Source organism: Promicromonospora xylanilytica, from assembly GCF_054782895.1.
The window spans coordinates 97773-110486 of the sequence record NZ_BAAGRP010000001.1; the positions used below are offsets into that span (position 1 = coordinate 97773).

Genomic DNA, 12714 nt, shown 5'->3' on the forward strand with positions numbered 1-12714 from the left:
GCGGATCAGACTCTGGGCGTGCGCATCGTGGCCGGCGAGCGGGAGATGACCAGGGCACCGACGATCAGCCCGATGACGGCGAGTACCGCGGCGATCACGAACGGATCTCCGGCGTGCAGGGCGGGGGCGAACCCGAGACCTACGTAGACAGCCACACCGGCTGCTCCGCCGAGCTGGTCCGCTGCTCGCTGGACGCCGGAGGCGATCCCGGCGTCCTCGTCGGTGGTCCCGCTGACCGCGATGTACTGCAGACCCACGATTCCGAAGCACATGCCCGCTGCGATCAGCAGCATCGCCGGGAGCAGCCATGCCGCCCCGCCACCCAGGACGGCCACGAGCGCGACCACAGCCATCGCGCTGGCAGCAGCCGCGAGCCCGACCAGCACGCACGCGCGAGCGCCCCAGCGCCCCAGCAGCCGGGGCACGAGCACCGATGCCGCGATCAGCGCCACGGCCAGGGGCAGCATCGTGAGGCCTGCCCCCAGAGGCCCGATACCGAGCCTGTCCTGCAGGTAGAAGGTGAACAGCAGGAACGAGGTCGACAACGCACCACTGAGCAGCATCGTCGTCAGGTTCGCCCGCAGCCGTGCGCGGTCCGCGAAGAACGTCAGCGGGACCAGCGGGTTCGGCGACCTCGACTCGACCCGCACGAACCCGACAGCGGCCAGCACCGCTCCGACCAGCACGGCCACGCTCACCCACGGACTGGTCGCAGGCTCGCCCGCCTCGACCGCGGCGTAGACGAACAACAACGGGCACGCGGTCAGCAGGAGCGAGCCCGGAATGTCCAGTCGGACCCGCTCCCGGGACGCGGACCGGTCTGCCGGGACCAGGACGAGCGCGGCCACGACAACGACCAGGATGAACGGCACCGAGATCAGGAAGATCCAGCGCCAGCCCAGGTGGGCGGTGATGATCCCCGACAGGGCGAACCCGAGAACCAGGCCGCAGCTGGCCACGGCGGCCCACACGCTCAGGGCGCGCGACCGGCGTGGACCCTCAGGGAAGAGCAGCACGATGGTCGCCATCGCCCCGGGCAGGGCGACGGCCTCGCCAGCTCCCTGGAGCAGGCGCGCGGCGACCAGGACCGGGAAGGACGGGGCCAGGCCCGCCAGCAGGGAAGCCGCGCCGAAGAGAGTCGTACCGGCCAGAAGAGTGCGGCGGCGGCCAAGAAGGTCACTGAGCCGACCGCCGAGCATCAGCAGCCCGCCGCCGGCGATCGTGTAACCGACCACGACCCAGGTCAGGGAGTGGCCCTCGACGCCGAAGTCCGCGCCGATCGAGGGCAACGCGATGTTGACCACGGTCACGTCGACCGCGATGAAGAACTGCAGCATGGACATCGCGCACAGCACGAGCCATGCGCGCACAGGGGTGGCACCGTGCACGCGGGTAGAAGAGGAAATGCCTGGACGCATCTGTTGCTCCGTCGCTCTGAAGAGTTGCGAGCAGCACGAAGGGCCGCTCCGGATGAGTCACGAAGCGACTGGACGTTCCAGGTGAGGTGTTGCTGTGAGCCGGACGTCCCGCCGCTAGCGGGACGTCCTGGTCACTGCCGCGCATGCGGCCGAGCACGAAGCGGCTGACATGCTGCAGATGCTAGGCCTGTGGCCCCTGTCCGCGCGAGCTCTTATTCCAGGTTGCACCGCTAGCGTGGAGTCGCATGGACCTCCGGACCGTGCCCAACCCGATCGCCCGAGCCGGCGGTCGCCGGCTCCGCCGGATCAACGACAGGCACCCGTGGAGCCACAACGACCACTTCCACGGCTGCCTGTCTGACGGCCGCGCTCAGGCAGCGAACTTTTAATCCGCGGGTTCACGTCACGACAGCTCATTTCCACTGGGCAAGCAGCTCATCAGGGCCGAGCACAACAGCCCCGGAAGCACGGACCCGATCATCGACGCCGCTCCGGCTGACCACTACTAGCGTGCCATCGTCCAGCGCGCCGGGAACCTGGCTCCGGTGAGTTACCAACTCCCCGAGTTCCTTGGCACCGAACGGCTTGGTGGTCCACTTGACCGAGCCGACGCCGAAGATGCTCTTCGCAACCGGTTCCTTGTCCGCCAGAACGAGGTCGACCTCGACGGTGTTGGTGCGATTCCAGAAACCTCCGACCGCCATCGATGCGTCAACAGGTACCTGCAAGTCCTCGTGAGACATCCGCGCGATCGACTCCCGGATGACCGGCTCGATCGCACGACCGCGCCATCGTGTCCACTCGTCACGGATCCGCTTGAGGACCCTGTCGCCGCGTCCGCGTTCGATCTCCGCGAGATGCGGCCCGAGGAAGCGCAGCCAGAACAGCAGATAGGGGTCGTCGATCCGATATCTCGTGTCGGCCGACATCTTGAGCGCGAGCGGGCGTTCTGCCGTGACTACACGTTTTGCCCTCAGCAGCCCCAATGATCTGGTGAGCGGCGTGCTCTTGATCTCCCCGGCCTTCGAGCCGATCTCGCCGAAGCGTCTCTGACCCTGTCCGATCGCTTCCAGGACACGACGGGCCTGAACATCACCCGGAAACTCGGCAGCCAGCGAACGCTCGGCACTGACCAGGAGCGACGACGTCGCGTGCGTGAGGGCTGACTCGAGAAATGACCACAGGTCATTGCCCTTCCCCCAGTCACGACAGATCAAGGGGAATCCACCAGTCACGAGATAGGCGTCCAGAGCATCACCGGCTTCGAGAGAGAGCATCCGCCCGACCTCGGAGGGTGACAGCGGCGGCACCACCATCTCGGTCGCCCTCTGGTGGAAGGGCCGGTCGTAGTCGTTGAGCGCCTCCATCATTGCCAGGTCGGAGCCGATCCCGATCAAGAGCACAGGTCGCCTGCTGAGCTCACGGTCGAAGTGCCGTTGCAGCACCCCCTCAAAGCCATCGTCTGCGGACGTCACGTAGGGCAGCTCGTCCAGAACCACGATCGATGGTCCGTCCGCCGGTAGCGCAGCTACGAGCAGACGAAGGGCGTTGTCCCAGCTCGATGGCGGGTCCCCCGCGAACAGGTCCGCACCAGGCAACGTCGATGTCGCAACGTCCTCAGCGAACGCCGAGAGATCGTCCCTGATCGACCGGCCGGACGCCGTGAAGAACACGCTGGGCACCCCGGCCGATTCGACGAACTCCTCGACGAGGCGCGACTTGCCGACGCGGCGCCGCCCTCTGATCAGGACTGCCCGACCCGGGCGATCGGTCGTTCCGGTCACCTGGTCGAACAGGTGCTGCAGTTCAGCGGTCTGCCGCTGCCGCTCGACGTACCCCGACATCCGCCCACCTCACTCCCATCGATGTTAGTAACATTGAAGTTACCAACATTCAGGGTACCGTCGTCGGCAATCCACGCGCGAGGGAACGTGATCCAACCTGTCGGTCGGGTCACACAGGCCCCTGCGTGTACCCGGGGACGACGCTGGTGCGTCCGCAGGCATACCACGGAGTACGCACGCCTCCTTCCGTGTTGTAGCGGTTGCTATCGCAACGATGACCACTCGGTGGACGCCGTCCGCCGCACCAACGGGACGAGAACCGATGAGCCTTCGCCAGTACGAGTACGCCCTCGCCGTCGCCGAGGAGGGTTCGGTGACGGCGGCGGCCGAGCTGCTGCACGTCGCCCAGCCGTCGATGTCCCAGCAGATCCGTGGACTGGAGCGGGAGCTGGGCGTCAAGCTGTTCGCCCGCACCCCGACCGGACTGGTGCCCACCATGGTCGGCCGCGCGTTCCTGCGGGAGGCGGAAGTCGCGGTGAACGCGTCGCGCCGGGCGACGGCCATGGCGCGGGCCGGCGCCGACGATCTGGTGGGCGAGCTGGTGGTCTCGGCGCAGCTGGGCTTCGGCACCCGACAGCTGCCCCGCGCGCTGGGCGCGCTGCGCCGCCGCTTCCCGCGGCTGGAGGTCACCGTCTTCGAGGAGCCGAGCTCCGCCGAGATGGATCGGCTCGGCCGCCGTGGTGTGCTGGATCTCGCCCTGATGGCGCAGTGCGAGCAGACGCCCGACGACGCCCACCACCTGGGCGAGGAGGAGTTCGTCGCGGTGCTGGGCGATGGGCACCGGCAGCTCGCAGCGGACCGGGTGGACCTGCGCGAGCTGGCGGGCGAGCCCTGGGTGCGGTTCGACCGCGACAGCGCGCTCGACGGGGTGCTGCGGGAGGTGCTGCGGAACAACGAGCTGTCCCCGGCCACCGCCGCCCGCGTGTCCCAGACGGCGACGGCCGCGCGCTGGGCCGCCCACGGGCTGGGGGTCACGCTCGTCCCTGCCTCGGCGGTGCCCGACGGTTACGAGCACCTGGCACGGCCCGTTTTCCCTGCCGTGTCGCAGCCCGTCGTCGCGGTGCTCCGGCGCGACGCCGGCCCTGCGGAGACCGCCCTGCTCGAGCTGTTGCACCAGGAGACCTGGGCCCGGTCCGCTTCCCTCTCGTCGGTGGCCTGACCGGCGAGAGGAAAGGGGCGCCGCCGACTACCGGGCCAACCGCACGATCACGTTGCCGCGATGCACCCCGGCATGCAGCTCGTCCTGGGCGGTGACGGCTCGCTCGAGGCCGCCTTCGAGGAGCGTGTGCGCGAACGTGATCCGGCCTTCGGCGTACCACCGGGCGTAGTGGCTGTTCCAGGCCTGGATCTGGTCGGGGGTGTGCTTGGTCGAGAAGGGCCGGATCTGGATCTCGTTGACGAGCGCCGTCATGATGTCCAGGCGCGGGAACCCACCGTCGCCACCGCCGATCTGCCCGGCGAGCACGCCGCACAGGGCGAACCGGGCACCCGGCGCCGCGTGCCGGATCGCGGCCTCGAACTGGGTACCGCCCACGGTGTCGAAGAACACGGTGATCCCGTCGGGGGCGAGCTCGGCGAGCCGGTCGTCAAGGTTCTCGGACCGGTAGTCGATCGCGGCGTCGAGGCCGAGCTCCTCGACGAGGAAGCGCGCCTTGTCCGGTCCGCCGGCGATCCCGATCACCGCGGCTGCGCCCCGGGCCTTGGCGATCTGCGCCGCCATCGAGCCGACGCCGCCGGCCGCTCCGCTGACGAGCACGACGTCGCCCTCGCCGACCTCCGCGATGTCGACGATGCCGTGGTAGGCGGGCACGCCCTGGTTGAGCAGGTACTCGGGACCGGGGAAGACGCCGTCGGGCACGGGGAAGACCTCGGCGGCGCCGAGCGTGCTGTGCTCGCGCCAGCCCGCGAGGTGGAGCACGGAGGTGCCCACCGGAAGGCCCGCGGCGCGGGACTCGACGACCCGGCCGATCGCCGGGCCGTAGAGCGGCTCGCCGACCTGGAAGGGCGGGACGGGCAGCTGGGGCCGTTCGAACAGGAGGTCGCCCGCGGCCGCGATGATCTGCTGGAGGCTGTTCTCCACCCGCACCTGGCCATCACTCAGAGGTGGCAGCTCCACGGGCACCACCTCCAGCAGTGAGCCGGGGCGCTGGGTCAGGTCCGTACGGTGCGCGCGCAGCACGACCGCTGACGATGCGTGGACAGGCATGGGGAATCCTTTCGGTCGGGTCCCCGGCGTGCCGGGCGGCACGCCTCGGGGCGATCAGAGCTGCGTGGCGCCGCCGTCCACCGCGAGCTCGACGCCCGCGGTGTAGGTGGCGTCGAAGGCGAGGAACGCGGCCGCCGCGGCCATCTCCTCAGGTGTGCCGAAGCGCCGCATGGGGTTGGTAGCAGCGCGCTCCGCCTTGAACTGCTCGGCGGCCTCCTTGGTCATCGTGCGTTCCAGGGTTCCGGTGTCGACGGGGCCCGGGCTGATCGCGTTGACCCGGATGTCGCGCGGCAGCAGCTCGCGGGAGAAGGTGCGTGCCATGGAGCGCAGCGCCGCCTTGCCCGCCGCGTAGACGCTGGTGTCCACGATGCCGACGGACCCGGCGACCGACGTGGTGAGGACCACGCCGGCGCCCGTGCTCAGGAGCGGGGCGAGCCGCTGCACCGTGAAGAAGGCGCCCTTGACGTTGACCGCGAACAGCTCGTCGTACTCCTCCTCCGTCGTCGACCCGAAGGTGGTGGGGACCGAGATGCCCGCGTTGACGAAGAGGGCGTCGACCGTGCCGAGCTCGTCCCGCACGCGGCCGGCCAGGGTCTCGAGGTCGGGAAGCGACGCCACGTCGGCCCGGACCGCCATCGCGTTCGCCCCGAGGCGGTCCCGCGCGGCGTCGAGGGCCGCCGCGGACCGGCCCGTGATCAGCACACGGGCCCCGCCGTCGGCCAGCAACCTCGCCATCGCGAACCCGATGCCGCTGCTGCCGCCCGTGATCACCGTGTTCTTTCCGATGTACCTGCCCATACCGGCTTTCCTTTGTTTCCTGTGGTGAACGAGAGGGAAATTTTTCCCAGGTCAGCCTCGCGGGTATTCCCCGCCGTCCACGTTGAAATGGGTCCCGGTGATCCAGCTCGCCTTGTCGGACACGAGGAACAGCACCGCGTTCGCGATGTCCTCGGGCCGGCCGTCCCGCCCCAGCGGCGGCGTGTCGACGGCGCCCGATCCGGCGTCGTCGCTCGCCCAGCGCTTCCGCGTCGCCTCGCCGCCCGGCGTGGCGGTCCGGCCAGGGGCCAGGGCGTTGACGCGGACCCCGGACGGGGCCAGCTCCGCCGCGAGCGCCCGGCTGTACGTCTCCAGGCCTGCCTTGGCCGCCTGGTAGTGCGCGAACGTGGGCACGGGCGGGAGGAGCGCGGCCGTGGAGATGTGCACGATCGCCCCGGAGCCCTGGTCCCGCATCGCCGGGACCAGGAGCCGGTCCAGCCGCACCGAGGCCAGGAGGTTCAGGTCGAGCGCGTCGAGCCAGCCCTCGTCGCTGATCGAGAGCGCGCTGGCGTCCGCGTTGGCCTGGGCTCCGCCCGCGTTGTGGACCAGTACGTCCACTCCGCCGAGCGTCTCCTGCGCGGCCTGGGCCAACGCCTGGGTGCCGGCCTCGGTCCGGATGTCGGCCGTGACGAACGCGGCGCCGTCCGGCGGCGTGTACGCAGTCGACCTGGCGGTGGCCAGGACGTCGGCACCCGCCTCGAGGAGCTGGCGCACGATCGCCGCGCCGATGCCGCGAGAGCCACCGGTGACGAGTGCCCGCTGACCGGCGAGACCAGAAAATGCTGACGTGTTCTGCATTGTGTTCACGCCATTGACGGTATGAGCACCCAAGAACGGGAAGCAAAGACCAAAAGACAGCAGAGGTCATAGGTGATGCCTATACCCCCGTTTGCGCGGTCACCCAGCGATGGGGCCCGGTTTCGTCGCGATGTACGGGCCGAATCGCTGGGTGGCGCTCACGCCGGCTCCGGAACCGCGTCCTCACGCTCCCGGAGCCAGTCGACCAGGCCACAGACCGCGTCCCGGCAGGAGCCGCAGCCCGTCGTCGCCCGGGTGTCGCGCGCGACGTCGTCGACCGTGTGCGCGCCCGCCTCGCACGAGTCGGCGATGTCGCCCTTGGTCACGCCGTTGCAGCGGCACACCACCGCGTCGTCCGGCATGTGCTCGGGGGAGGTCGCCGGGGCCGCCGTCGGCATCACCGGTGTCAGGAGCAGGAACGCGGGGTCCAGCGGGACCGGCGTACGGCGGGTGTAGGCGGCCGTGAGGTCGGCGGCGACCCGCGGGTCGCCCACGCACGTGGCGCCCACGAGGATGCCGTCCGACACCACCACCTCGACGTACCGGCCTGCCGCCGGGTCGGCGAGGCGCACCGCACGCTGTGCGTCACCGTGCGGCCGCGACGGGCCGCAGACCCCCATCGTGGTGACGCTGAGCGCACCGCCCTTGACCTTGACGACGTCGGTCCCCCGCGTGTCGATCCCTCGGTCCGACTGTGCACGGCTGGTGGCACCGCCCGCCAGCAGGGCTCCCAGCCGCACGGCCATGCTGGGCCGGGCCGCGGCGCTCGGCAGGCGGAGGTGGGACAGGGTGGGCGGTGTGACCGGCTCCACCAGGGAGACGAGCAGCTCCGCCAGGCGACGCGCCTGGTCCCAGCCCTCCGCGACGAGCCCACGCGAGCCGGCCGGCGGCTGGGCGCAGTCGCCGATCGCGTGGACCCGCGGGTCGTCGGGGCTCGCGAGGTCGTGGCCGACGACGACGCCGCGCTCGGTCGTCAGCCCGGCCGCGGCGGCGAGACCTGTCTCCGGCACCGTCCCCGCGGAGACGACGATCAGCCGGGCGGCGACGACCTCGTCCCGCGGCACGGCGTCACGCGGTTCGACGTCACGCGGCCCGGCCTGACGTTCGACCCGGATGCCCACCGCCCGCCCACCCGCCACGAGCACCTCCTTGGACCGGCAGCTCCGCAGCACGGTGACGCCCTGTGCCTCGAGGCCCGCCCGGACCACGTCCGCTGCCGCCGGGTCGAGCTGGCGCTCCATGAGCGACTCGGCGTTGTGGACCAGTGTCACGCTCAGGCCTCGTCCCGCCAGCCCGACGGCGGCCTCCAGCCCCAGCACCCCGCCGCCCACCACCACGGCACGCGGGGCGTTCGCGGTGGCCGCCACGATCTCCCGTGCGTCGTCGAGGTTTCGCAGTGCGTGCACGCCGGCGGGCAGTCCGCCGTCGGCGGTGCGCAGGCCGGGGATCGGCGGGATGCGGGCCGCCGCGCCGGTCGCGAGCACCAGGTGGTCGTAGGCGTGCGTCGTGCCGTCGTCGGCGGTCACCATGCGCGACTCGCGGTCGACGGATGTCGCGGTGACGCCCCGGAGCACGGTGACCCGGGCGCCGTCGGGCAGCGGCATGGTGATGGCGCCGATCTCGGTACGCCCGGCCACCACGTCGCTGAGCAGCACCCGGTTGTACGGCTCATAAGGTTCCGCGCCGAGCACGGTGATGTCGAAAGCCTCCGGTTCGCGACGCAGCAGCTCGTCGACCAGCCGCGAGCCGACCATCCCGAAGCCCACCACGACGATCTTCACGGGGACACGTAGGTTCATGTCGAGGGCTCCTTCTGTGGTGTGACTGCCGAGACGTCGACCGCGCAGACCTTGAACTCCGGCATCCCGGAGATCGGGTCGGTGGCGTCCGTGGTCACCTGGTTGACCGACCCGATGCCGCTCCAGTGGAACGGCATGAAGACCGTGTCGGGGCGCACGGTGTCGGTCCAGCGGGCCGTCGCCTCGGCCCGGCCGCGCGCGCTGGTCAGCCGCACGCGGGCGCCGTCGGGCACACCGGCGCGGGAGCCCAGGACCGGGTGCAGCTCGACGTACGGCTCGGGCACGATCCGCTCCAGCTCCGCGACGCGGTGCGTCTGCGCGCCCGACTGGTAGTGCTGCAGCACCCGCCCGGTGACCAGGTAGAACGGCGCGTCCGGACGCACGTCGTCGCTCGGGCCCACGTGGTCGACGGCGACCATCCGCGCCCGCCCGTCCGGGGTGCCGAACCGTTCGAGGAACAGCCGCGGCGTCCCGGGATGCCGGGACGTGTCAGACGTGTGCGTCACTCCGGTGACCTGTAGATCTGACACGTCGGAGGGGGTTGCGGGGACCGGCCAGAACAGGCCGGGGCCGCCCGCGGCCTCGTCGGCGTCGAGCCGGGCGTGGGACAGCCCGGAGTAGTCCGCCGGGCCGCCCGCCGAGGCGCGTGCCAGCTCGTCGAACACCGCGGCCGGATCGGTCGGGAAGGCGAGCGACTCCGGCGCACCGAGGCGTCGGGCGAGCTCCGCGAGGACCCACAGCTCCGAACGGGCCTCGCCCGGCGGCGCCACGACGGCCCGGCGGCGGATGACGCGCCCCTCGAGCGACGTCATGGTGCCCTCCTCCTCGGCCCACTGGGTCACGGGGAGCACCACGTCGGCGAGCTGCGCCGTCTCGCTGGGCACGACGTCGCACACCACCAGCAGGTCGAGGCTCTTCAGGCGGCCCACGACCTTGCTCGCGTCGGGTGCGCTCACCACGAGGTTGGACCCGTGCACGAGCAGCGCCCTGGGGCCGGCCCGGCCGCCCGGCCGTTCCGCGTCGCCGGCCGGGGCGCCGAGGGAGCGGAGGAGCTGGACCGCCGGGAGGCCGGGGCCCGGAAGGGTCTCCGGGTCGATGCCCCAGACCGCCGCCACGTGGGCGCGCGCCGCGGGGTCGTCGATCTTGCGGTAGCCGGGGAGCTGGTCTGCCTTCTGCCCGTGCTCCCGGCCGCCCTGCCCGTTCCCCTGCCCCGTGATGGCGCCGTACCCGGACCCGCCCCTGCCCGGCAGGCCCAGTGCCAGTGCCAGGTTGATCGCCGCGGTGACGGTGGCCGTGCCCTGCGTCGACTGCTCGACGCCGCGGCCGGTCAGCACGTAGGCGCCCGCGCCGCCGTGCACCGGGGCCGCGGCGGCCAGCAGCCGGGCCACGCGCCGGAGCTCGTCGGCGGGCACGCCCGCCACGGACTCGACCCGCTCGGGCCACCAGCCCGCGACGGACCGGGCGACGTCGTCGAACCCGGTGGTCCGCTCGGCGAGATATTCCCCGTCCGCGAGCCCTTCCGCGAGCACCACGTGCAGCAGCCCGAGCAGCACCGTGAGGTCGGTGCCCGGCACGGGGGCGAGGTGGACGCCCTCGGCGGGCTGATCCGCCGCGGGGGCGTCCGCGAGCCGGGCCGTCGCGCTCCGCCGCGGGTCGACGACGACGAGCCCGCCCGCCGCCCGCGCCCCGGCGAGGTGCTGCACGGCAGGCGGCATGGTCTCCGCGAGGTTCGACCCGAGGAGGAGCACCGCCTGAGCTCCCCCGACGTCGGCCAGCGGGAAGGGCAGCCCGCGGTCCACACCGAACGACCGGTTCATCCCCGCCGCGGCGGACGCCATGCAGAACCGCCCGTTGTAGTCGATGTTCGGCGTACGCAGCACGGTGCGCGCGAACTTGCCCAGCGCGTACGCCTTCTCGTTGGTGAGGCCGCCGCCCCCGAACACGGCCACCGCCTCGGGTCCGTGCTCGGCGGCCAGGGCGCCGAGCCGGGTCGCGACCAGGTCGAGCGCCACGTCCCAGCTCGTCGGTTCCAGCTCACCGGACGCGCCCCGGACCAGCGGGGTGACGAGCCGGTCGGCCGCCCCGAGCACCGCTGCCGACGTCCACCCCTTCTGACACAGGCCGCCCCGGTTGGTGGGGAAGTCACGAGGCTGGACCTCCGGCGTGCCCGGCCTGTTCGCACCGGGCTCGCCCGCCGGAGGTCGGGTCAGCGACATCCCGCACTGCAGGGCGCAGTACGGGCAGTGCGAGTCGACCCGGACCGCGGGGCCGGCGCCTGAGGAGGTGACCATGCTCAGACCCGCGCCTCGGCCATGGCGCCGCGACCGTAGACGAACCAGCAGACGAAGGCCATGACGGCGTACCCGGCGACGAACAGCCACAACGCCGGCACGATCGAGCCCGCCACCGTCGTGGACAGCGCGAACCCGCGCGGGATCAGGAACCCGCCGAAGGCACCCACCGCGCCGGCGATGCCGATGCACCCGGCCGCCGCCTTCGCGGTCCCGCCGCTCACCCGGAAGACCGCGGGGATCATCCGGTACACGGAGCCGTTGCCGACGCCCGTCGCGACGAAGAGCACGAGGAACGACCCGAAGAACAGCGCGAAGCTGCCCGATCCGAGGGCCATGATCGCGCCGACGGCACCGAGGGCCATGACCGCGAAGGACGCGAGCGTCACCACCGTGCCGCCCACCCGGTCGGCGAGGACGCCGCCGAGCGGCCGCGCGACCGACCCCACGAGGGCTCCCAGGAACGCGAGCGACAGCGCGGCCTCGGGGAACTGGGACGCGAGCAGCGTCGGAAAGGCCCCCGCGTAACCGATGAACGACCCGAACGTACCGATGTAGATGAAGCTGATGACCCACGTGTGCGCGCTCCGGGTCGCCACCGCGAACGACCGCGGGTCGGCCTTCGCCTCGGTGAGGTTGTCCATGTAGCGCCACGCGAGAAACGCGGCCAGCAGGATGAACGGGATGAAGATCAGGCCGGCCCGTTCGAGCGCCACCCCCGCGCCGGTCACGATCACGAGCGGCACCGCGAGCTGCACCGCCGCCGTGCCGATGTTGCCGCCCGCGGCGTTCCAGCCCAGTGCCGCGCCCTTCTCGCGCTCGGGGAAGAAGAACGAGATGTTCGCCATGGACGACGCGAAGTTTCCACCGCCGAAGCCCGCGAGCGCCGCTGCCCCGAGCAGCACGGGGAACGGCGTGGTCGGGTCGCCGACCGTGAGGGCGATGGCGCCCGTGGGCAGCAGCAGGAGCAGCGCGGACACGATGGTCCAGTTGCGGCCGCCGAAGACCGGGACGGCGAACGTGTAGGGGATGCGGAGCGTCGCGCCGACCAGGCTCGGTACGGAGATGAGCCAGAACATCTGGTCGACGGTCAGGTCGAAGCCCGCCGCGGGCAGCTGCGGCACGACGATCGACCAGAGTGCCCACACGCCGAACCCGAGGAACTCCGCGGCGATCGAGAGCACGAGGTTACGCCGGGCGGTGCGGCGTCCGCCGTCCTCCCAGAGGGCCTTGTCCTCGGGGTCCCAGTGCTCGATCCAGCGCCCGGTGCGGTGCTGGGCGCTCGTGGCCGAGGCCTTGTCGTCGTGTGTGTCACCGCGTGTGTCGTCGCGTGTTGTCGGTGTGGACACGTCGTCCTCCCTGCAGGCGGGTGCCCGACGACGCCGGGCGCGCCCGGACCGACAGGTGCCGTGTCCGGGGCCGGCCCGACGTCGGACCGACGCGATGAACCTAGGGAGGCGGTGTTTCATCGCCTGACAAAGAGCAGTTAATCGACCGTAAGGAAGAACGCACAGGGGGCCACTTCACAGTGTGAGAGGTTGC

Annotated in this window: 9 protein-coding genes; 1 reads left to right on the forward strand and 8 read right to left on the reverse strand. The window is 71.6% G+C overall.

The genetic code is table 11. The features are described from left to right. Positions 1-5 precede the first annotated feature (5 nt). Positions 6-1370, reverse strand: a complete 1365-nt coding sequence (locus tag ACYVK7_RS00415; protein ID WP_460885700.1) for an MFS transporter — start codon at positions 1368-1370, stop codon at positions 6-8. 461 nt (positions 1371-1831) lie between these two features. Next, positions 1832-3262 carry an ATP-binding protein gene (locus ACYVK7_RS00420; protein WP_460885701.1) on the reverse strand — a complete coding sequence of 477 codons (1431 nt, stop codon included), beginning with the start codon at positions 3260-3262 and terminating at the stop codon, positions 1832-1834. Positions 3263-3524: 262 nt separating this feature from the next. On the opposite strand from ACYVK7_RS00420, the gene ACYVK7_RS00425 reads away from it, so the two are divergent. After that, the gene (locus tag ACYVK7_RS00425) at positions 3525-4421 is read left to right on the forward strand and encodes a LysR family transcriptional regulator (RefSeq protein ID WP_460885702.1); all 897 of its coding nucleotides are present in this window, start codon (positions 3525-3527) and stop codon (positions 4419-4421) included. 27 nt (positions 4422-4448) lie between these two features. Here ACYVK7_RS00425 and ACYVK7_RS00430 read toward each other — a convergent pair whose 3' ends face one another. From ACYVK7_RS00430 to ACYVK7_RS00455, 6 genes are all read right to left on the reverse strand, one after another. Continuing rightward, positions 4449-5468 (reverse strand): zinc-binding dehydrogenase, encoded by a 1020-nt coding sequence (locus ACYVK7_RS00430; RefSeq protein WP_460885703.1) that lies wholly within the window; start codon positions 5466-5468, stop codon positions 4449-4451. A 54-nt stretch (positions 5469-5522) separates the two neighbouring features. Next, complete coding sequence (locus ACYVK7_RS00435; protein WP_460885704.1) at positions 5523-6266, reverse strand: SDR family oxidoreductase; 744 nt, start codon at positions 6264-6266, stop codon at positions 5523-5525. A gap of 51 nt (positions 6267-6317) precedes the next feature. Continuing rightward, entirely contained in the window at positions 6318-7082 is a 765-nt protein-coding gene (locus ACYVK7_RS00440) for an oxidoreductase (RefSeq protein WP_460885963.1), read from the reverse strand. 158 nt (positions 7083-7240) lie between these two features. Beyond that, positions 7241-8881, reverse strand: coding sequence for an FAD-dependent oxidoreductase (locus ACYVK7_RS00445; RefSeq protein WP_460885705.1), 1641 nt, complete (start codon positions 8879-8881; stop codon positions 7241-7243). Then, the gene (locus ACYVK7_RS00450; protein WP_460885706.1) at positions 8878-11172 is read right to left on the reverse strand and encodes a molybdopterin oxidoreductase family protein; all 2295 of its coding nucleotides are present in this window, start codon (positions 11170-11172) and stop codon (positions 8878-8880) included. Before ACYVK7_RS00450 ends, ACYVK7_RS00445 begins: the two co-directional genes overlap by 4 nt. A gap of 2 nt (positions 11173-11174) precedes the next feature. Beyond that, positions 11175-12521, reverse strand: a complete 1347-nt coding sequence (locus ACYVK7_RS00455; protein WP_460885707.1) for an MFS transporter — start codon at positions 12519-12521, stop codon at positions 11175-11177. Positions 12522-12714 lie beyond the last annotated feature (193 nt).